This window comes from Arthrobacter sp. U41 (assembly GCF_007679325.1).
Lineage (GTDB): Bacteria > Actinomycetota > Actinomycetes > Actinomycetales > Micrococcaceae > Arthrobacter.
Window position 1 is genome coordinate 254,875 of record NZ_VEGI01000002.1, and the last position, 20,778, is coordinate 275,652.

19 protein-coding genes are annotated in these 20,778 nt (G+C 67.7%); 6 read left to right on the top strand and 13 right to left on the bottom strand.

From position 1 onward, the window contains the following. The first annotated feature begins 15 nt into the window (after window positions 1–15). Window positions 16–714, top strand: a complete 699-nt coding sequence (locus FS787_RS09955; protein WP_144672272.1) for a TetR/AcrR family transcriptional regulator C-terminal domain-containing protein — start codon at window positions 16–18, stop codon at window positions 712–714. Window positions 715–772: 58 nt separating this feature from the next. Further along, entirely contained in the window at window positions 773–973 is a 201-nt protein-coding gene (locus tag FS787_RS09960) for a zinc-ribbon domain-containing protein (RefSeq protein WP_260982509.1), read from the top strand. Between the two features lie 45 nt (window positions 974–1,018). On the opposite strand, the gene FS787_RS09965 is transcribed toward FS787_RS09960, so the two are convergent. From FS787_RS09965 to FS787_RS09980, 4 genes are all read right to left on the bottom strand, one after another. Next, window positions 1,019–1,645, bottom strand: coding sequence for a dihydrofolate reductase family protein (locus FS787_RS09965; RefSeq protein ID WP_144672274.1), 627 nt, complete (start codon window positions 1,643–1,645; stop codon window positions 1,019–1,021). A 33-nt stretch (window positions 1,646–1,678) separates the two neighbouring features. Then, the gene (locus tag FS787_RS09970) at window positions 1,679–4,084 is read right to left on the bottom strand and encodes an excinuclease ABC subunit UvrA (RefSeq protein ID WP_144672513.1); all 2,406 of its coding nucleotides are present in this window, start codon (window positions 4,082–4,084) and stop codon (window positions 1,679–1,681) included. 74 nt (window positions 4,085–4,158) lie between these two features. Then, window positions 4,159–4,548 carry an STAS/SEC14 domain-containing protein gene (locus FS787_RS09975; RefSeq protein WP_260982494.1) on the bottom strand — a complete coding sequence of 130 codons (390 nt, stop codon included), beginning with the start codon at window positions 4,546–4,548 and terminating at the stop codon, window positions 4,159–4,161. 111 nt (window positions 4,549–4,659) lie between these two features. Next, window positions 4,660–5,700, bottom strand: a complete 1,041-nt coding sequence (locus FS787_RS09980; protein ID WP_144672275.1) for an NAD(P)-dependent alcohol dehydrogenase — start codon at window positions 5,698–5,700, stop codon at window positions 4,660–4,662. 189 nt (window positions 5,701–5,889) lie between these two features. Between FS787_RS09980 and FS787_RS09985 the strand changes: the two genes are divergently transcribed. Then, window positions 5,890–6,804, top strand: coding sequence for a helix-turn-helix transcriptional regulator (locus FS787_RS09985; RefSeq protein WP_144672276.1), 915 nt, complete (start codon window positions 5,890–5,892; stop codon window positions 6,802–6,804). Here the strand turns inward: FS787_RS09985 and FS787_RS09990 are convergent. The 3 genes from FS787_RS09990 to FS787_RS10000 are packed head-to-tail and all read right to left on the bottom strand — an operon-like array spanning window position 6,770 to window position 11,021. Next, a complete protein-coding gene (locus FS787_RS09990; protein WP_144672277.1) occupies window positions 6,770–8,539 on the bottom strand; it encodes a biotin carboxylase N-terminal domain-containing protein in 1,770 nt (589 codons plus the stop codon). The two genes, FS787_RS09985 and FS787_RS09990, sit on opposite strands and share 35 nt — an antisense overlap. After that, window positions 8,539–10,209 carry a 5-oxoprolinase/urea amidolyase family protein gene (locus tag FS787_RS09995; protein ID WP_144672278.1) on the bottom strand — a complete coding sequence of 557 codons (1,671 nt, stop codon included), beginning with the start codon at window positions 10,207–10,209 and terminating at the stop codon, window positions 8,539–8,541. Before FS787_RS09995 ends, FS787_RS09990 begins: the two co-directional genes overlap by 1 nt. A 47-nt stretch (window positions 10,210–10,256) precedes the next feature. Next, on the bottom strand, window positions 10,257–11,021 hold the full coding sequence (locus tag FS787_RS10000) for a LamB/YcsF family protein (RefSeq protein WP_144672279.1): 765 nt from the start codon (window positions 11,019–11,021) through the stop codon (window positions 10,257–10,259). Window positions 11,022–11,127: 106 nt separating this feature from the next. Here FS787_RS10000 and FS787_RS10005 point away from each other — a divergent pair, with 106 nt between their 5' ends. The 3 genes from FS787_RS10005 to FS787_RS10015 all read left to right on the top strand — a co-directional run bounded on the left by FS787_RS10005 (window position 11,128) and on the right by FS787_RS10015 (window position 14,084). Further along, window positions 11,128–11,871: a GntR family transcriptional regulator gene (locus FS787_RS10005; RefSeq protein ID WP_144672280.1), complete on the top strand. Its 744-nt coding sequence runs from the start codon at window positions 11,128–11,130 to the stop codon at window positions 11,869–11,871. A 162-nt stretch (window positions 11,872–12,033) separates the two neighbouring features. After that, window positions 12,034–13,251: an NRAMP family divalent metal transporter gene (locus tag FS787_RS10010; RefSeq protein WP_260982495.1), complete on the top strand. Its 1,218-nt coding sequence runs from the start codon at window positions 12,034–12,036 to the stop codon at window positions 13,249–13,251. Window positions 13,252–13,256: 5 nt separating this feature from the next. Further along, window positions 13,257–14,084, top strand: a complete 828-nt coding sequence (locus FS787_RS10015; protein WP_144672281.1) for a putative hydro-lyase — start codon at window positions 13,257–13,259, stop codon at window positions 14,082–14,084. 2 nt (window positions 14,085–14,086) lie between these two features. Here FS787_RS10015 and FS787_RS10020 read toward each other — a convergent pair whose 3' ends face one another. The 6 genes from FS787_RS10020 to FS787_RS10045 all read right to left on the bottom strand — a co-directional run bounded on the left by FS787_RS10020 (window position 14,087) and on the right by FS787_RS10045 (window position 20,618). Next, window positions 14,087–14,779, bottom strand: coding sequence for a GntR family transcriptional regulator (locus FS787_RS10020; protein ID WP_144672282.1), 693 nt, complete (start codon window positions 14,777–14,779; stop codon window positions 14,087–14,089). A 74-nt stretch (window positions 14,780–14,853) separates the two neighbouring features. Then, the gene (locus FS787_RS10025; RefSeq protein WP_144672283.1) at window positions 14,854–15,912 is read right to left on the bottom strand and encodes a LacI family DNA-binding transcriptional regulator; all 1,059 of its coding nucleotides are present in this window, start codon (window positions 15,910–15,912) and stop codon (window positions 14,854–14,856) included. Window positions 15,913–15,937: 25 nt separating this feature from the next. Continuing rightward, window positions 15,938–17,413, bottom strand: a complete 1,476-nt coding sequence (locus FS787_RS10030; RefSeq protein ID WP_144672284.1) for a glycoside hydrolase family 1 protein — start codon at window positions 17,411–17,413, stop codon at window positions 15,938–15,940. After that, window positions 17,410–18,336, bottom strand: coding sequence for a carbohydrate ABC transporter permease (locus tag FS787_RS10035; protein WP_144672285.1), 927 nt, complete (start codon window positions 18,334–18,336; stop codon window positions 17,410–17,412). Before FS787_RS10035 ends, FS787_RS10030 begins: the two co-directional genes overlap by 4 nt. Next, window positions 18,333–19,322 carry a carbohydrate ABC transporter permease gene (locus FS787_RS10040; RefSeq protein WP_144672286.1) on the bottom strand — a complete coding sequence of 330 codons (990 nt, stop codon included), beginning with the start codon at window positions 19,320–19,322 and terminating at the stop codon, window positions 18,333–18,335. Before FS787_RS10040 ends, FS787_RS10035 begins: the two co-directional genes overlap by 4 nt. 3 nt (window positions 19,323–19,325) lie before the next feature. Beyond that, window positions 19,326–20,618, bottom strand: a complete 1,293-nt coding sequence (locus FS787_RS10045) for an ABC transporter substrate-binding protein (protein ID WP_144672287.1) — start codon at window positions 20,616–20,618, stop codon at window positions 19,326–19,328. Window positions 20,619–20,778: the final 160 nt, after the last annotated feature.

Below are 20,778 nucleotides of genomic sequence, written 5' to 3' on the forward strand. Positions count from 1 at the left end.
CCCGAACGGAACATCATGTCACCCGAAGAGAATCCGGTACCGCCGGCGGCTCCCGGCGCGAAGAAGCGGCTCAGCAGGGAGATTGTCCTCTCCGCGGCACTGGCATTGGTGGACTCGGAAGGCCTGGACGCACTCACCATGCGCAGGTTGGGCCAGCAACTCGGGCGGGATCCCATGGGCCTGTACCGCTACGCGGAAAACCGGGCAGCACTGCTGGACGGAGTCTCCGAACTGGTCCTCAATGAACTGGCCATCTTTCCCGATGACCCCGACTGGCAGGCACAGCTGCGCCGCATTGCCCACGATCTGCGCGACCTGGCACTCCGCCACCCCAACGTTGTGCCACTCCTCGTGACCCGCCCACTGTCCACCCCTCTGGGCCTGCGGCCGCTGGGGACGCTGCGGCCGCTGGAACAGATCCTGTCCCTGCTGATCGACGCCGGGTTCGCTCCCGCAGACGCCCTGCACGTCTACCGCGCCTACTACGGCTACCTCTACGGTCACATCCTCAACGAGCTGCAGGAGTTCATCGTCGACCCCGACGAAAATGAGGCCCTCCTCCGCCTGGGTCTTCATCGCTTGCCGCCGAAAGACTTCCCCCGCCTTCGCGCCCTCGCACCCGTTCTCGCCGACTACGACGGGATGGCCGAACTGGACGAAGGAATCACCATCCTCCTCTCAGGCCTCGCCGCCCGGCTCTCGCCGGAAGCATAATCCGCGACCCTTTCGAAAGGCGCCACCGATGCTCCTCCTGTTCGGCCTCAAGACCTCCATGAAGGACCAACCCGGGCGGGCCGCGACGTGCCAGTACTGCCGGCAGCTCGCTCACCATCATCTGCAGGAACGCGCTACAAAGTTCACACTGTTTTTTGTCCCCGTCTTCACCGCGTCCAGGGCATACCAGATCACGTGTTCGAACTGCGGTCAGACCTCGGCCATCAAATCGCGACGGAAAGAAGCCCTCACCTGGTGAGGCAGTAACACCCGGAAGGCGGTAGGTCGTACGGGGAACAGAAACTTAGCCCAGGTCTGAGACGCCCGTGTAGGTCGCGTAGGTGGCGGGACCAGTTCGTTCGTAAACCTGGAGGGCGAGTCCGCCAGGGGTGGTCTGACTGCTGATGAGTCGCAGTCCCGCTGACGCGCCGCCGTCGGGGAAAAGGCGGCGGCCGCGGCCGACGATGACCGGAGCGACCACGAGCCGGAACTCGTCGATCAGCCCTGCGGCCAGCAGCGATTGCGCCAGCCGGGCGCTTCCGTGGATCTGGAGCTCCCGTCCGGGTTGCTGTTTGAGTTCTGCGACCTGCGCTGCGACGTCGCCCGAGAGGATGGTGGTCGGATTCCAGCTGCCCGCCGTAAGAGTGTGCGAGGCGACGTATTTCGGCAGGCCGTTCATGAGCACGGTGAAGGGATCGTCCGAATCTGTGATCTGCGGCCAGTCCCTCGCGAACGCGTCGTAGGTGCGGCGGCCGAGCAGGAGCGCGTCGGCCTGGCCGAGCCATTCCGCGGCCTGTCGGATGAATGCGCCGTCTATAAAAGGGACAAGCCATCCACCCTGAGTGAACCCGTCACTGGTGTCTTCCTCGGGCGAACCCGGGCCCTGTGATACGCCGTCAACACTCACGAATTCGAATACTGTCAGCTTCATGGTCTCTCCTTTGAAAAATCAGACCGGGAAGAATCAGCCGCCAACGTAGGCCGCGAGGTGCTCGCCGGTAAGGGTGGAGCGGGCGGCGACCAGCTCGGCCGGGGTGCCCTCGAAAACCACCCGGCCGCCGTCGTGACCGGCGCCGGGACCCAGGTCGATGAGCCAGTCGGCGTGCGCCATGACCGCCTGGTGGTGCTCGATCACAATGACCGACTTGCCGGACTCGACCAGACGGTCGAGAAGGCCCAGCAGGTTCTGGACGTCGGCGAGGTGCAGGCCGGTGGTGGGTTCATCGAGAACGTAGACATCACCCTTCTCCGCCATCTGGGTGGCCAGCTTGACGCGCTGCCGCTCGCCGCCGGACAGCGTGGTGAGCGGCTGCCCGAGGGTGAGGTAGCCGAGCCCGACGTCAACCAGCCGGTCGAGGATCTTGTGCGCCGCCGGAGTCTTCGCCTCGCCGGCACCAAAGAACGCCTCGGCCTCGGTCATGGACATGGCCAGCACTTCGGCGATGTTGCGGCCGGCCAGCCGATATTCCAGGACCGACGCCTGGAACCTCCGGCCCTCGCACTCCTCGCAAATGGATTCGACGGTGGCCATCACACCCAGTTCGGTGAAGATGACGCCCGCGCCGTTGCAGCTGGGGCAGGCCCCCTCCGAGTTCGAGCTGAACAGCGCGGGCTTGACGCCGTTGGCTTTGGCGAAGGCCTTGCGGATCGGCTCGAGCAGGCCCGTGTACGTGGCCGGGTTGCTGCGCCGCGAGCCCTTGATGGCCCCCTGGTCAATCACCACCACACCCTCGCGGCCGGCCACCGAGCCCTGGATCAGCGAGCTCTTGCCCGAACCCGCGACCCCCGTGACGACGCACAGCACGCCGAGCGGAACGTCGACGTCGACGTCCTTGAGGTTGTGCGTCGACGCTCCCCGCACCTCAAGCGCGCCGGACGGCGTCCGCACCGATTCCTTGACCTTTGCCCGGTCGTCGAGGTGGCGACCGGTGATGGTGTCACTCCCCCGCAGCCCCTCCACACTTCCCTCGAAGCAGACGCTGCCGCCGCCGGTGCCCGCGCCGGGACCGAGGTCAACCACGTGGTCGGCGATGGCGATGGTCTCCGGTTTGTGCTCGACGACGAGCACGGTGTTGCCCTTGTCCCGCAGCTGCAGCAGCAGCTGGTTCATCCGCTGGATGTCGTGCGGGTGCAGGCCGATCGTCGGTTCGTCGAAGACGTAGGTGATGTCGGTGAGCGACGAGCCCAGGTGCCGGATCATCTTGGTACGCTGCGCCTCTCCGCCGGAGAGTGTGCCCGCGGGCCGGTCCAGGGAAAGGTAGCCCAGCCCGATTTCGGCGAAGGAGTCGAGCAGGTGCTGCAGGCCCTTGAGCAGCGGCGCGACCGACGGCTCGTCGAGCCCGCGGACCCAGTCGGCGAGGTCGCTGATCTGCATCCCGCACAGCTCGGCGATGTTCCTGCCGTGGATCTTCGCGGACCTGGCTTCCGGGCTGAGCCGTGTGCCCTCGCACTCGGGGCAGGCCTGGAACGTGATGGCGCGCTCCACAAAAGCCCGGATGTGGGGCTGCATCGCGTCGACGTCCTTGGAGAGCATCGATTTCTGGATCTTCGGGATCAGGCCCTCATAGGTGAGATTGATGCCCTCGACCTTGATCTTGGTCGGTTCCTTGTAGAGGAGGTCGTGCATTTCCTTTTTGGTGAACTTCGCGATCGGCTTGTCCATGTCGAAGCCGGCGCCGCTGAAGATGCGGCCGTACCAGCCGTCCATGCTGTAGCCGGGCACGGTCAGCGCACCCTCGCCGAGCGACTTGGACTCGTCGTAGAGCGCGGTGAGGTCGAAGTCGGACACCGAGCCCATGCCCTCGCAGCGCGGACACATGCCGCCCAGGTAGACCGCGTTCTGGACCACACTCTTCTCGACCCTGCCGCCGGCTTTTTCGGTGCTCATCACGCCGCTGGCTTTCCGCGTCGGGACGTTGAAGGAGAACGCGGTGGGGGGCCCCACGTGCGGCGTCCCCAGCCGGCTGAAGAGGATGCGGAGCATGGCGTTGGCGTCGGTGGCAGTGCCCACCGTGGAGCGGGGGTTCGCGCCCATCCGCTCCTGGTCGACGATGATCGCCGTCGTCAATCCCTCGAGGTGGTCGACGTCGGGCCGCGCCAGGGTGGGCATGAATCCCTGCACAAAGGCGCTGTAGGTCTCGTTGATCATGCGCTGCGACTCGGCCGCGATGGTGGCGAACACGAGCGAGCTCTTGCCCGAGCCGGAGACGCCGGTGAACACCGTCAGGCGGCGTTTCGGGATCTCAATGCTGATGTCCTTGAGGTTGTTCTCCCGCGCGCCCTGCACGCGGATCAGATCGTGGCTGTCCGCTTCGTGCAGTGCTGCCGACTGCTGGTCCGACTGTGCATCCGTCTGCGTTTCCGATGTCATAGCCATGCTCATCGTGTCTCCATCTCTTGGAAGGGCTGCCTGCCGATGCCCCTGACGGTCATGCTAGCAGCGGCTCATTGACCCCGCGGCTCCAGATTGGTGACGTCCGTCAGCCAGATCATGGCGGCGCTCCTGGAGGTGAAGAAGGCGTGCGGGTAATGGGTGTGCCGGCTCATGGCTGCCGCGATGACCCGGTCCACGGCGTTGGATCCGAGCACGGCGATGGCGAGCACGCCCGTCGTCCGCGCGAACTCGTACCGCGCTGCCGCCGTGATCTCCACGTCGGACATTTCCGAGAGCATCGGCATCGGGATTCCGCCACTGATCCGCTCCACCGCCAGCATGGCGTCCCTGGCGTCCTCGACGCCGACCAACGAGCCGGGACGCCAGACAGATTCGATGATCCCGGCGCGCACGCGCAAGGAATTCTTCCCTTCAGCGGCGACAGCTCGATCAGGCATCATTGACTTCATTCTAGGCCTGAGCAGGGACGATGCTCTGCAGCCGGTTCCCGCCCGGCCGAAACAAAAAGTGCCCGGCCGGTTCTCTCACCGGCCGGGCCCTTGTCGCCGGAATTACAGCGTGGACGTGTCAATCACGAAGCGGTACCGCACGTCGGAGGCGAGCACGCGCTCGTAGGCGTCGTTGATCTTCCCGGCCGGGATGACCTCGATCTCGGCGCCGAGCTGGTGCTCGGCGCAGAAGTCGAGCATTTCCTGCGTTTCCCGGATGCCGCCGATCATGGATCCGGCGAAGGACCGGCGTCCCATGATCAGGGCGAACGCGTTCACGGGCAGCGGTTCCGCCGGGGCGCCCACGTTCACCAGTGCGCCGTCGAGGGTCAGCAGCTGCAGGTAGGAGCTGATGTCGATCGAGGCGCTGACGGTGTTGATGATCAGGTCGAAGGAGCCCGCGAGGTCCGCGAAGGTGTTCTCGTCGCTGGTGGCGTAGTAGTGGTCCGCGCCAAGTTTCAGGCCGTCTTCCTGCTTCTTCAGTGACTGCGAAAGGACGGTGACCTCGGCGCCCATGGCGTGCGCGATCTTGACGGCCATGTGTCCCAGCCCGCCGAGCCCGACGACAGCGACCTTCTTGCCGGGTCCTGCGCCCCAGTGGCGCAGCGGCGAGTAGGTGGTGATGCCGGCGCAGAGCAGCGGCGCGGCGACGTCGAGCTCGATGCCCTCCGGGATCCGGACGACGAAGTCCTCGGTCACCACCACATGGGTGGTGTAGCCGCCCTGGGTGATGGTCCCGTCGCGGTCCAAGGCGCCGTAGGTGCCCGTGTTCCCTGCGAGGCAGTACTGCTCCTCGCCCTTCAGGCAGTTGGCGCACTCGCGGCAGGAGTTGACCATGCAGCCGACGCCGACGCGGTCGCCGACGGCGTGCTTGGTGACGGCCGAACCGACCTCGGTGACGATCCCGGCGATTTCGTGGCCCGGTGCCAGGGGGTACTGCTGCGGGCCCCAGTCGCCCCGGACGGTGTGGATGTCCGAGTGGCAGATGCCGGCGAACTTGATGTCGATCAGGACGTCGTGCGGGCCGACGTCCCGGCGCTCGATGGTGGTGGGAACGAGGGGTTCCGTCGCGGAAGTGGCGGCGTAAGCGTTAACGGTCAGCATGGATCTCCTGCTTGTGGATGGTTTGGGGGGTCCCCGGCGTCCGGCACGGGTCAGGTGCGGCCTTTCGGCCCGGACGTCTTCGGGGGGCACTATCCATCAAACACCACCGGGCTGCCGGGAGGGAGGCCCTGCTGTGAGGGGTACTGGCAGGGACTCCCTTACGGCGCCGCACGCTCTACCGTTGAAGGCATGGACAATCAGAGTGAGACGCGGGACTTCCTGGCTACGCGGCGGGCGAAAATCACCCCGGAGCAGGCGGGTCTGCCGGTTTACGGCGGCAACCGCCGCGTCCCCGGACTGCGGCGCGGGGAAGTGGCCATGCTGGCCGGGGTCAGTGTCGAGTATTACACCCGGCTGGAACGCGGAAACCTCTCCGGAGTGTCCGAGGGAGTCCTGGAAGCCCTCGCGCAGGCGCTGCAGCTGGACGAGGCGGAGCGGGCGCACCTGTTCGACCTGGCCCGGGCCGCCAGCACCACCCGCAAGCCGCAGCGCCGCCGCCCCGCTGTCCAGCCCGTCCGGGCGAGCGTGCAGCTGATGCTCGACGCGATCACCAACGCCCCGGCGTTCGTGCGCAACGGGCGCCTGGACGTCCTCGCCGCCAACCAGCTCGGCCGCGCCATGTACTCCGAGATGTACGGAGGCCCCGCCCGGCCGGCCAACTTTGCGCGGTTCCTCTTCCTGGACGACCGTTCCCGCGGCTTCTACCCGGACTGGGAGCGCGCCGCGAATGACACGGTGGCGATCCTGCGCACCGAGGCCGGCCGTGATCCCTACGACCGCGGCCTCACCGACCTTGTGGGGGAACTGTCCACCCGCAGTGAGGAGTTCCGGACCCGGTGGGCGGCCCACAACGTGCGCCTGCACCACACCGGCCGCAAGCACTTTCGGCACCCCGTGGTGGGGGACCTCCACCTCATGTACGAATCCCTGGACCTTTCGGCCGACGCCGGGCTGTCACTGCTGGTCTATACGGCCGAGCCCGGTTCGCCCACCGGCGACGCCTTGCGGCTGCTGGCCAGCTGGGCCGCGACCCACGAGTCGGAGTCGCAGCCGGCCCAGCCGTCAGCGGCTACCCAATCAGGGCCAGCACCGCTCCAGCAGTAACAACACCGCCGGCCTCCGCGCGGAGGCCCGTCACGGTCCCGTCGCGGTGGGCGGAGACCTGAGTTTCCATTTTCATCGCTTCCAGCACGACGACGGGATCCCCCGCGGAGACTGCGGCTCCCGGTGTGACGAGCCACTTCACCACGGTTCCGGCCATGCCGGCGCGCAGCTCCCCCGGATCCGCGGCGGCGGCACCGCCGTCGGACGCTGCACCATCAAGGGATCCGTCCACGGAGACTCCCGCGGGGACGGGACCGCCGGAGCGGGCCCAGCCGTCCAGCAGGTCCGCGGGCAGCCCGACGGCCATCCGGCGGCCGTCCACCTCGACGGTGATGGTGCGCCGTTCGCCGTCGGGCGCGGTGGTGCTGAAGTCCGGGTCGGCGGAGATGGTGTCGGCGAAGTCGGTTTCGATCCAGCGGGTGTGGATGCCGAGGCCGGCTTCGGAGGTGAAGTCCGGGGATTCGAGCACGGCGCGGTGGAACGGGAGCACGGTGGCCACGCCGGTGATGCTGATTTCGGCGAGGGCGCGGCGGGCGCGGCGCAGGGCCTGCTGCCGGTCCGCGCCGGTGACGATCAGTTTCGCCAGCAGGGAATCGAACTGCGGCGGAACGAAGGACCCGGAGCGGACGCCGGTGTCCAGCCGGATGCCGGGGCCGGTTGGGCCGTGGAACTCGTCAACCGTGCCCGGCGAGGGCAGGAAGCCGCGCCCCACGTCCTCGGCGTTGAGCCGGAATTCGAAGGAGTGCCCGCGCGGCGCCGGGTCCGCCGTGATGCGCAGCGGCTCCCCCGCGGCGATGCGGAATTGTTCCTGCACGAGGTCGATCCCGGTGGTTTCCTCGGTGATGGGGTGCTCCACCTGCAGCCGGGTGTTGACCTCAAGGAACGCCACGGTGCCGTCCGCGGCGACCAGGAATTCCACCGTTCCGGCGCCGGAGTAGCCGGCTTCGCGGCAGACGGCCTTGGCGGCGTCGTAGATCTGGCGGGTCTGGTCGTCGCTGAGGAACGGCGCGGGTGCCTCCTCCACGAGTTTCTGGTGCCGGCGCTGGAGCGAGCAGTCGCGGGTTCCGACGACGACGACGTTGCCGTGTGTGTCCGCGAGGACCTGCGCTTCGACGTGCCGCGGCCGGTCGAGGTAGCGCTCCACGAAGCATTCACCGCGGCCGAAGGCGGCGACGGCCTCGCGGACGGCGGAGTCGAAGGCTTCCTCGACCTCGTCCAGGGCCCGGACCACCTTCATGCCGCGGCCGCCGCCGCCGAAGGCCGCCTTGATGGCGATCGGCAGACCGTGCTGTTCGGCGAAGGCGCGGGCCTCGGCGGCGGATTCCACCGGGCCGTCACTGCCGGCGACCAGCGGGGCGCCGGCCCGGACGGCGGTCTCGCGGGCGGTGATTTTGTTGCCGAGCAGCCGGATGGCGTCGGGGGTGGGGCCGATCCAGGTGAGTCCGGCGTCGAGGACGGCCTGGGCGAATTCGGCGTTCTCGGACAGGAAGCCGTAGCCGGGGTGGAGGGCGTCGGCGCCGGAGCCGGCCGCGGCGGCGAGCAGCTTGGGGATGTTCAGGTAGGTGTCCGCGGGCGCGTTGCCGCCCAGGGCGTAGGCCTCGTCCGCGGCGGAGACGTGCAGGGCGTCGGCGTCGATGTCCGCGTAGACGGCGACGGAGGCCAGCTGCGCGTCGTCGCAGGCCTGGGCGATCCGGACGGCGATTTCTCCGCGGTTGGCGATCAGGACCTTGCGCATCAGTTACTCGCTTCTTGTTCGGGGGTGGTGTTCTCGGTGATGGGGCTTGCGGCCCAGCGGAAGCGGATTTTGCCGCCGATCGGGACCTGGGCGGCGCGGTCCAGCTGGGAGTCGACCACGACGGCGATCACCGGGTAGCCGCCGGTGATCGGGTGGTCGGCCAGGAACAGCACGGGAAGTCCTTCCGGCGGAACCTGCAGGGCGCCGGCGACGGTGCCTTCGCTGGCGAGTTCGCCCTGGCGGGTGCGCTGCAGCGGGGTTCCCTGCAGGCGCATCCCCACGCGGTTGGACTGCGGTTTCACTTCCCAGTCCTGGCCGCAGAAGGACGCCAGCGCCCCGGCATCGAACCAGTCGGCGCGGGGTCCGGGGACGACGTCGAGCACGGTGACGCCGGTGTCCGGGAAGTCCGGCTGGAGTTCGGGGTGTCCCACGACGCCGGACTCGGCTTCCCCGCCGGCGGCGAGGAGCTGGCCGCCGGCCAGCGGAGCGGGGCCGATCCCGGACATGGTGTCCGTGGAGCGGCTGCCGAGCACCGGGGCGGTGTCCACGCCGCCGCGGACGGCGAGGTAGCTGCGGAAGCCGCTCTGCGGTGCCCCGATGGCGAGGGTTTCGCCGTCGAGCAGCGCGAAGGGGGTGGCCATGGGAACGGTGCGCCATGCTGGTTCGAAGTCGTCCTCGGACGGCGTCTCGATGGTCAGCTCTGCGGGAGCCCCGGTGACGGCGAGGACCTGGTCCCCGACGGCCTGCACCGACAGGCCGCCGGCGACGGTTTCCACCGCGGCGGCCGACGGCGCGTTCCCGACCAGGCGGTTGGCGCGGCGCAGCGAGGCGCGGTCCAGAGCGCCGGCCGCGGAGACGCCCAGGCCGGAGTGGCCGTAGCGGCCCAGGTCCTGGATCAGGCTCTGCAGGCCGGGGGAAACGATCCGCAGGCCGGACGCCACCTCCGTAGCAGGTGGCGGGGCAGTGCGGTCCTGGGCAGGGCTCTCCGGCGTCAGCGTGACAAGCTCCCGGACGGCGCGGAACCGGACCCGGTGGCCGGGGGCGGCCAGGGCGGGCTGTTCCCGGTCCAGGTCCCACATCCTGGCTCCGGTGCGGCCGATCAGCTGCCATCCGCCGGGCGAGCGGCGCGGGTACACGGCCGAGTAGTTTCCGGCCAGCGCCACCGAACCGGCGGGGACCGCGGTGCGCGGGGAGCTGCGCCGCGGCACCTCAAGGTCCTGGTTCTCCCCCAGCATGTAGCCGAATCCGGGGGCGAAGCCGGCGAAGGCAACGGTCCAGATCTGGCCGGTGTGGGCGGCGATCACGCCGTCGGGTCCCAGGCCGGTCAGCTGCCCCACCTCGGCCAGGTCCTCGCCGTCGTACACGGTGTCGATGAGCACCAGTTCGCCGTCCCGCTGCACGGGGGCGGTGAGGTCGAGCTGGAGCAGACGGGCGGCCATCCGCCGGGCGGCAGCCGGTGAGTCGGCCGTGATCAGCACCGTCTCGGCCGCGGCGAGGACGTCCAGCTGCCCCGGCAGGGGGTGTTCCAGGAGCAGCGCCTGGAGGGCCAGCACGTCCTGGGTTCCGGAGAGCTCGGCGAGCACCGCCCGGGTTCCCACCGCCCGCACGGAGCCCACCTTGGAAACTGCCGCGTTCTGTAGTGCCAGGGTGTCCCCCGCTGTCTCAATCATCAGCTGCCTTCATCGTTGCCGGTGCCTTTGGTCTGGATCCGCGCCGCTTAGTCGTGGGCGAATGCGGCCATGCCGATGCCGGCGGCCGTCAGGGCCTCCCGGACTGCCGCGGCCATGGTCACGGCCCCCGGGGAGTCGCCGTGCACGCAGATGCTCTCTGCACGGATCTTCAGGATGGAGCCGTCAATCGTGCGGACAGCGGAATCGGAGGCCATCCGGAGGACATGCTCAGTGACCTCCGCATGGTCGTGCAAGACGGCTCCGGGCAGCGTGCGGGACACCAGGGTGCCGTCCGGGTTGTAGGCCCGGTCCGCGAAGGCTTCGGTCACGGCACGAAGGCCCGCGGCCTCGGCCAGGCGGAGCACCTCGGAGCCCGGCAGGCCCAGGATGGGAAGGTTCGGGTCGACGGATTTTACGGCGTCGACCACGGCTTTCGCCTGCGCGGTGTGCGCCACAATCGCGTTGTACAGGCCGCCGTGCGGCTTGACGTAGGTGACCTTTCCGCCTTCCGCGGCGGCGAGGGCCTGCAGCGCGCCGATCTGGTAGACGACGTCGTCCGCGAGTTCGATCGGGTCGATGTCCAGGAAGCGGCGGCCGAAACCTGCGAGGTCGCGGTAGCCCACATGGGCGCCGATCACGACGCCGGCGGCCACCGCCTCGCGGCAGGTCCTCCGGATCACGCTGGGGTCGCCGGCATGGAACCCGCAGGCGACATTCGCGCTTGAAACCGAACGGAACATCGCCGTGTCGTCGCCCAGGCTCCAGCGTCCGTAGGACTCGCCGACGTCGCTGTTTAGGTCGATGGTTGCCATCTGTGATCCTCGTCTCATTGATTCCCTCTATCAAGGATGCATCAAATCCTCGGATTGTTCAACAATTCCTAGATTCCACGATGTGGCGGTCGTGTAAATTTCACGTATGACGAGCGCTGAATCAGGATTCCGTGGCATTCCCGGCTCGGCCCCCACGGGGGGCAGGCAGCCTGCCGGCGAAGCTGGTGCGGCCCTGGGACCGGCGGCCAGGCTGCGGGTGGCCGTCCCCTCGGTGGCGGACCGGGTGGCGGCGGAACTGCGGCTTCAACTGGCGGAAGGGCTGCTGCTGCCGGGCGCACGGCTGACCGAGTCAACCATCTCCGAGGAGCTGGGCGTTTCCCGCAACACCGTCCGCGAGGCCTTTGCCGAACTCGCCGCCGAGCGGCTGGTGGTCCGGCATCCCAACCGGGGCGTATTCGTGGCGAGCCTGGGGCCCGGTGACATCCATGACGTCTACACCGTGCGCCGGTTCATCGAGGTGAGCGCCCTTCGGGGCGGCGGAAGCCCGGAGCGCGTGGCGGCGGTCCGCGCGGCCGTGGAGGAGGGCAGGGCCGCGGCGGCCGCCGACGACGAGGAGGCGCTGGGCACCGCCAACCAGCATTTCCATGGGGCGATCGTGGCGCTGGCCGAGAGCCGGCGCCTCAACACAATCATGGGCCAGGTGCTGGCGGAGATGCGGCTGTTTTTCCATAAGGCCACCGTGGATGCCCACTTCTACCGCGGCTACCTCGACGACAACGAGGCAATCTGCGAAGCCCTGGAGGCCGGGCAGCTGGAGCGCGCCGCTGATCTGCTGCTGGCCTACCTGAACCGCTCGGAGCAGAAGCAGAGCGCCGTCCACGGGGACTGAGCGAAGCGCAGCATTTCGGCGCCGCAGCGTCCGCCGGCGTCGACGGGAGCGGCCGCAACCCTCACCGATTGTTGAACAATTCCTTGCGCAGATTGTTCAACAGTCTGTACAGTGGGTGGAAACAATCGTTGTGACGCAAGTCACCCAACTGTTGGGACCCCCATGGAAACCACCACCGTCAAGGCCGGCCTCAAGCCGGCTGCCCGGCGTTCCGCCCTGCTGGGCGCCATGTTCCTCATGGCCACCAGCGCCATCGGCCCGGGGTTCATCACCCAGACAACGGCCTTCACCGTCCAGCTCGGCGCCGCCTTCGCGTTCGCGATCCTGGTCTCCATCCTGGTCGACATCGCCGTGCAGGCCAACGTCTGGCGGATCATCGGCGTCTCCGGCCTGCGGGCCCAGGAGCTCGGCAACAAGGTCCTCCCCGGCGTCGGCTGGTTCCTTGCCGGGCTCGTTTTCCTGGGTGGCATCGTCTTCAACATTGGCAATGTCGCCGGAACCGGGCTCGGCACCAACGCCATGATGGGGATGGATCCCAAACTCGGCGGGGCCATCTCCGCCGTCCTGGCCATCCTCATCTTCCTCAGCAAGCGGGCGGGGGTGGCCCTCGACCGGATCGTGGTGATCCTCGGTGCCCTGATGATCCTGATGACGCTCTACGTTGCTGTGGTTTCCGCCCCGCCGCTGGGTGAGGCCCTCAAGAACACGGTGATGCCGGAGGAGATTGACTTCCTGGTCATCACCACCCTCATCGGCGGAACGATCGGCGGTTACATCACGTACGCGGGTGCCCACCGCATGCTGGACACCGGCGTCACCGGCGTGGAAAACGTCAAACAGATCACGCAGAGCTCCATAGTGGGGATCCTGGTCACCTGCGTCATGCGCATCCTGCTGTTCCTGGCCATCTTTGGTGTCGTCGCCGGCGGCGTGGCCCTGACCGGCGATAACCTGGCCGCGTCGGCATTCCAGGCTGCGGCGGGAGATATCGGCATGCGGGTCTTCGGGGTCATCCTGTGGGCTGCTTCCATCACCTCCGTGATCGGCGCGGCGTATACCTCGGTTTCCTTCGTGACGAAGTCCAGCACCAAAGACCGCACCCGCAACCTGATCACCGTCGGCTTCATCGCGTTCTGCACAACGGCCTACCTGCTGATCGGCCAGGCCCCGCAGCAACTCCTCATCTTCGCGGGCGCCTTCAACGGCCTCATCCTCCCTGTTGGGTTCGGTGTGCTGCTGTGGGTGGCCTGGCGCCGCCGGGACCTCATGCAGGGCTACGTCTACCCCAAGGGCCTGCTCGTCATTGGCATTGTGGCCTGGCTGCTGACCTTGTTCCTCGGGTACAGCTCGCTGACCAGCCTGGCCAAACTGTGGGCCTAGAACCGATGACTTTGCCCCAGGAGAACCTGCCGTCCGCCGACGGCCGTCCCGCAAACCCGGCAGGGCTTCTGCCAGCCGAGGCGAGGGCCCTGTTCCGCGGTGGTCTTGCAACGCCCACCTCCGGCTGGAGCAGCGGCTACGCGCAGGCCAACCTGATCATCGTGCCCAAGGCGCAGGCCTTCGACGTTCTGCTGTTCGCGCAGCGCAACCCCAAGTCCTGCCCTGTCCTGGGCGTGCTGGATGCCGGGGAAACCTCCGGGCCATTACTGGCCGGAGGCGATATCCGCACCGACGTGCCGAAGTACGTTGTGTACCGGGACGGCGGGAAAGTGGACGAACCAACCGACATTTCGGACCACTGGCGCGATGACCTCGTGACGTTCATTGTGGGCTGCAGCTTCACCTTCGAGTCCGCCCTCCAGGACAACGGCATCCGGGTGGCCCATATCGACCAGGGAGTGAACGTTCCCATGTACCGTACGTCCGTCCGCTGCGAACCGGCGGGGCAAATGGCGGGCCCCCTGGTGGTCTCCATGCGCCCCATTCCGGCCTCCCGGGTGGCCGACGCCGTCCGCATCACCTCCCGCTATCCGGCCGTGCACGGCGCCCCGGTCCACGTGGGCAACCCCGCCGAGCTGGGCATCGCGGATCTGGGCCGGCCGGACTTCGGCGACCCGGTCCGGATCCCGGACGGGCACATCCCTGTCTTCTGGGCGTGCGGGGTGACACCGCAGGCGGCCGTCATGGAGTCAAGGCCGGCGCTGGCCATCGGTCACGCCCCGGGGCACATGCTCATCACGGATGCGCGCGATACGTCCTACCAGGTTCCGTAGCTTCAGATCCGCGGTAGCGCACCGATGTGCACCAGCAGTTCGTGCTCTGCGGCGTCCAGGTACCGGCGCAACTCTGCCGCGGCCTCTTCCCTGTGGCCGGCCCTCAGCTGTTCCACCAGGGCGGCGTTGCGTTCCACGTAGTGGCTGTGGAAGTCGGATGTTGTTGCCATGGCATGGAAGACCAGCCGCATCTGGGCGAGGACCTTGCCCATCAGGGTGGCCACTGACGCGCTGCCGGAGAGCGCCACGAGCGCTTTGTGCAGGTCTTGATTGGCGTCGGCCATATCCGTCACGGACCCCACCTCCAGGGCGGCGCGTGCCCGGTCGATAATGGCGTCCAGCGCGTCCAGGTTCTCAGCCCGGTAGTCCCCCCACAGCACGGCCGCCGGCTCGATCAGCCGGCGGACCCGGTAGATTTCACGGACATCCTCGGCCTGGGGCGCCGAGACGAACACGCCGCGGTTGGGAATGCGCTGCACCACGGACTCACCGGCGAGGACCGTGAATGCCTCCCGCAGCGTATTCCGTGAGACGCCCAGGACCTCGGAGAGTTTCTGCTCGGAGAGTTTCGTTCCCGGGGCGAGCTGGCCCGCCGAGATGCGCGAACGCAACACAGTGGCCACCCACGATCCGGTGTGGGCGTGGGTGGCCTGGACCTCGTCGGAGATCCCTTCAAGCGCGGCATTCATCGGCATGGATCCCAATCTACAGAAGAAGCGTGCGCTCCCGGCGCCGTGTCCGACGCGCGTGCTCCGAGGGAAGCGCTGGCCTATTCTGCTTTCGGGGCGCTGCTGGCCCGCACCACAAGCCGCGCGGGGTAGATCACGGGATCCCGGCCTGCACCCGGGTTCTCGATGTCAGCAAGGAGGAGACGCCCCGCCTGGGTGGCCATTTCCACCATGGGCTGGTTGATTGTGGTCAGGGGCAGCTCGCCCGGAGCCGACACATGGTCGTCAAAACCGACGACGGCGACGTCACCGGGGACCGACCGCCCCGAGGCCCGGACGGCCGTGATCGCACCGCGGGCCATCAGGTCTGAGGCGGCGAAAATGCCGTCGAGTCCGCTGTCCTCGGCCAGGAGTCGTTCGGCTGCCTCGGTGCCTCCGGCGGGGGTGAAGTCACCGTGGGCAACCGGCCCCGGCGGAAGCCCGGCCTCCCGGAGACCCGCGTGCCAGCCGGCGAGCCGGTCCGCCGAGGCCGTCATGTCCAGCGGCCCGGTGACGGTTCCGAGGCGCGTGCGCCCGGTGGCCGCAAGGTGAAGCGCCGCAAGCCGGGCGCCCTGGAAGCTGTCCACGTCGACGTAGTGGATGCCGAGGTCGGCATCCCACGGCCGTCCGATGAAAACGGTGGGCAGGCCCGAGGCGGCGAGTTCTTCGGTCCAGCCGTCCGCCTTGTGGTGCGACACCACGATGGCGCCGTCCACATGGCCTCCGCGCAGGTAGCGGACCGTCCGGGAGGGATCGCCGCCGGCGCGGGACATCAGCAGGACCAGCTGCATGTCAGTCTCGCGCAGTGCCTCCGTCACCCCGGTGATGACGGCGGCGAAGAAGGGATCCATCATGACCCGGGCGTCGGGTTCGTTGATCACCAAAGCTATGGACGAGGTCCGCCGGGTGACGAGGCTGCGCGCGGCCCGGTTCGGCGTGTAGCCGAGGGACAGCACCGCCGCGTCAACCGCCGCCTGGGCCTCCGGGCTGACCCGGGACCCGCCGTTGATGGCCCGCGAGGCAGTGGAGCGGGACACTCCAGCCGCCGTCGCGAGGTCTTCAAGGGTGGGGGTGGGTCTGGCCGGTGCGGCCCGGAGACCCCGGTGGATCTGTTCGTTCATCACTTTGAGAATACGACATCACCGGTCATGCCACGTGCGCAACCGCCCGGCTGGACGGCAGGGCGTTCGACGCCGCCACCTTCGCGTACCAGAGGCCGCTCGCCTTGGGGATGCGTTCCAGCGTTTCGTAGTCCACCCGGACCAGTCCGAAGCGCTGGTGGTAGCCGTAGGCCCACTCGAAATTGTCCAGCAGCGACCAGGCGAGGTAGCCGCGGACGTCCGCTCCGGCGTCGATCGCGTCCCGCACCGCGCGCAGGTGCACGTCGAAGAAGGCGAGCCGGTCCTGGTCGTTGACGAACCCGTCGGCGTCCGGAACGTCGGGGTAGGCGGCGCCGTTTTCCGTCATGTAGAGCGGGATGCCGGCCGGGCCCGTGTACTCCCGCTGGAGCCTTGTCAGCAGGCGTAACAGGCCCTCGGGCTGAACCTCCCAGCCCATGCCGGTCACCGGGAGCCCGCGCGGCACCGAGTGCACGCCGTCAGCGGAGACAAACGGGGTGGGCGCCGGCCGCTCGGCCGATTCAGGCGCCGCCTGCGCCGTGGTGGTCACGGTCTCCGGCTGGTCCGCCTTTTCCGCCCGGGCCGCCGTCTTGGTCAGGGCCTCGCCCTGGTAGTAGTTGACGCCGAGCAGGTCCAAGGGCGTCGAGATGATGGCAAGGTCACCGTCGTGGACCACAGTCTCGAAGCCGAGGCCGGCAATGTCGGCCAGCACGTCCGCGGGGTACTCGCCGCGGAAGAGCGGGTCGAGGAAGATGCGGTTGTGCATCCCGTCGATCCGCCGGGCCGCGTCCTGGTCCTCCGCCGAGTTGGGGTCGGCCGGATCGGCAACGGTGAGGTTCAGGGTGATGCCGAGGCTTGCCTGCGGGTCCAGCCGGCGCAGTTCCGCGGCAGCCAGTCCATGGCCCAGGAGGAGGTGGTGGGCGGCCGCGAGGGCGGCCGCCGGTTCCTGCCGGCCGGGGGCGTGGACGCCCGCGGCGTAGCCGAGGAACGCCGAGCACCAGGGTTCATTGAGGGTGGTCCAGATGCGGACCCGGTCGCCGAGGGCCTCGTGCATGACGGCTGCATAGGCCGCGAACAGGGTGGCCGTCTCGCGGTTGGCCCAGCCGCCCTCATCCTCCAGCGCCTGCGGCAGGTCCCAGTGGTACAGCGTCAGCCAGGGGGTAATGCCCGCAGCAAGGAGCTCATCCACCAGACGGGAGTAAAAGGCGATCCCCTCGGGGTTGGGCGTCCTGCCGTCGGGCATGCAGCGCGCCCACGACGTCGAGAAACGGTACGCCTTGAGGTTCAGCGATTTCATCAGCTCGACGTCCTGGCCCGAGCGGTGGTAGTGGTCGCAGGCCACGTCGCCGTTGTGGGCATCGGCTACGGCGCCCGGGACCCGGGCGAAGGTGTCCCAGATCGAGTCCTTCCGCCCGCCGGTGTGTGCTGCTCCCTCGATCTGGTAGGCAGCGGTGGCCGCGCCCCACAGAAAACCTTCGGGGAATGTAATCGGGGTGGTGCTCATCCTTTGACTGCTCCTTGCATAATTCCTGAAACGAGTTGGCGCCCTGCCGCGATGAAGAGCAGCAGCAGCGGGATGGTGGCCAGTACGGCACCGGCCAGCACCACCGAGTAGTCCACAAAGTGTGCGGCCTGCAGCAGCTGAAGCGCTACTGGCAGGGTCGGATTTGAGGGGTCCAGCACAATGAAGGGCCAGAAAAAGTTGGTCCAGGTGGCGACAAACGTGAAGAGCGCCAGCATGGCCGCGGCCGGCCGCGCCGCGGGGAATCCCACGTACCAGAAAGCCTGGATCATGGAGGCACCGTCCATCCGGACAGCCTCGATGAGTTCATCCGGGAGGGCGTCGCGGAGGTACTGGGTCATCCAGAACACGCCGAAGGCCGTGACAATCCCGGGGATGATGACGGCCCAGAGGGTGCCCGTCCAGCCCAGCTTGGCCATGACAATGAACAGCGGCACCACGCCGAGCTGCGTGGGTACCGCCATAGTGGCGATCACGAAGACCAGCAATCCCTTGCTCCCGCGGAAGCGGAGTTTGGCGAACGCGAATCCGGCGAGGGTCGAGAATATCACCACGGAGGCGGACGTGACGGTGGAGACCAGGATGCTGTTGCCCATGGCCTTCCAGAAAGGAATGCTGTCAAAGACCTTGGCGGCGTTGGCCAGGAAGTTCCCGCCCGGAAGGAGCGGGATGCCCCGGCTCAGCGCAGTGCTGTCGTGGCTGCCCACCAGGAAGGACCAGTACAGCGGGAACAGGGAGGCCAGCAGGACGGCTCCCAGGGCACCGTAGGTCAGGGGTCCGGGACGCCGGATGTCCCCGGCGCCGCCGCGGTTCCGGGGCCGCCCCGCCCGCGGGTTGGGGCGGTTGGCGGCTGCCTTCGCGGCCCCCTTCCCGGCGGTCTGTCGGATCATGGGGATGGAGCTCATTTGCGGCCTCCCTGGTTGGCGATGCGCCGGGTCAGAAGGAAATTCACGAGGGCGATCAGCACAATCATCAGGAACAGCAGCCACGCCACCGCGGATGCCCTGCCAAAGTTGCGCTGGCCCCAGCCAAGCTCCCAGATGTACATGGTCAGTGTCTGCCACTGCCGGTCGGCGCCGCCGAGGCCGGACTGGTCAAACACTCGCGGCTCATCGAAGATCTGCAGCCCGCCGATGGTGGACGTAATGGCCACGAAAATCACGGTGGGCCGGAGCATCGGAACCGTCACCGACAGGAACTGGCGGACGCGGCCGGCGCCGTCGATGGTGGCCGCCTCGAAGACATCGCGCGGGATGGCCTGCATGGCCGCCAGGAAGATCAGTGCGTTGTAGCCGATCCAGCGGAAGTTCACCATCGTGGCGATGGCGAGGTGGCTGGCGAGCTGGTCGGAATGCCAGCGGACCGGGTCGAGGCCCAGGAGGCCAAGGAATTCATTGACGAGGCCGAACTGGTCGGCAAACAGGTTGTTGAAGATGAGTCCAACCGCCACCGGAGCCACGACGAAGGGCACCAGCACCCCCATCCGCCAGAACGTCTTGGCCCGCAGGTTGGCGTCCAGCACCGCTGCAATCAGCAGCGCCAGCACCACCTGCGGCACGGAGGAGAGCAGGAAGATGCTCAGCGTGTTGCCCACCGCGTTCCAGAAGTACGGCTGCCCGAGGACAAAACCGAAGTTCTCGAAACCGATGAACTTGCCCTGGCCGCCGATCAGGTTCCAGTTGTGCAGTGACACCCAGCCTGTGTAGAGCAGCGGAAACAGTCCCGTGAGTGCAAACAGCAGGAAGAACGGCGAGATGTAGAGGTAGGGCGACAGCTTGACGTCCCACTTCGACACCTGCTGCGAAAACGCGAGCCGCCGGACGTCCCTGTTGCCGGGTTTTTCCTCGTCAAGTGATGGGCCTTGGGGCCTGACCCGGTCCGTTACTGACATGGCCTAGAGCGACTTCACAGCCGTGAGGAACTTCGCCCAGGAGGCCTCGGCGTCGTCCGACTTGTCCACGTCAACGCGGGTAAGAGCCTGCTGCATGGCGTCATTGATGGCGAAGAACTTCGGTCCCTTGAACGGGGAGTCGCCGACTGCCTTGGCACGCTCCGCGAAGATCTTGCCGGTGGGGGCGTTGTTGAAGAACGCGTTGGTCTGGCCCAGCAGCTCCTCACTGGTCAGTGCCTCGACCTGGCTCGGGAACGTGCCCTTGGCGGTGAACGCCTTGATCTGCTGCTCCGGGGCGGTCAGCCAGGCTGCGAGCTTCTTGGCCTCAGCCTGGTTCTTGCCCTGCGACGGGACAGTCAGGTAGGAACCGCCCCAGTTGCCGCCGCCACCGGGGAAGACATTGGCGACGTCCCAGCCCTTGACACCGGCGGCATTGCCTTCAATGACACCGAGCATCCAGCCGGGGCAGAGGGTCGTGGCGAACTTCTGGGACTGGAAACCGGCCACCCAGTCATTGCTCCACTGGCCCAGGTGCGCCGAGAGGTTGTCCTTCGTCGAGGCGTTGAGGACCTTGGTGTAGACCTCCTTGACCTCCGGGTTGTCGGCGGCGATGACCGTGCCGTCCTCGTTCTCGTAGGCCTTCGACATCTGGTTGCTCATGCCCTGGTAGATGGCTCCGGCGGAGTCGAACCATGCCGGGCCCGTCCCTGCGGCGACGAACTTCTTGCCGGCGTCGAAGTAGCTGTCCCAGGTAGTGCCGAGCATCTTGGCGACAGATTCGCGGTCCGATGGCATGCCTGCGGCTTCAAGCAGTGCCGCGTTGTAGCAGACGGCCTCGGGTCCGGAGTCTGTGCCGTAGCCGATAAGGTGCCCGTCCTGGGTGGTGGCTGCCTCCGTCTTCCATTCCAGCCAGCGGCCTTCCACGGCAGGATCCTTCAGATCCACGAACTGGTCCGGGTACTCCTTGAGCTCGGACAGCCAGTCGACCTCGATGGCCTCGATGTCCGAAAGGCCTGATCCCGCCGCCAGGCGCGTGGTCAGGTTGTCGCGCGCTTCGTTCGTGGTGGCGGCCTTTTTGTGCTGGATCGTCACGTTGGGGTTGAGGGTCTGGTATTCCTTGAGCAGGTCCTCGTAGCCGAACTCGTTGAAAGTCGCGAGGCTGAGGGTGACCGGCTCCTTGCCCGTTTCGCCAGTGGGCCCGGCGCTCGTGGGGGCATCCGCACCGCAGCCACTCAGGGCGAGTGCGAGGCAGGCGGCAGACGCCGACAGGGCGGCAAGTTTGCGGGGGAATTTCACGCGGGGACTCCTTTGTCAGGGTGTGGGGACCGGAAGGTTGAGGCGCTGGCCGACCCGAATCGATATATGAGAGCGCTCCCAGATCGATCATGGGAGCGCTCTCACAAGCATGGTGTCCTACATCACGTCGGATTGTCAACAGCGGCAAACGGGCCCATCT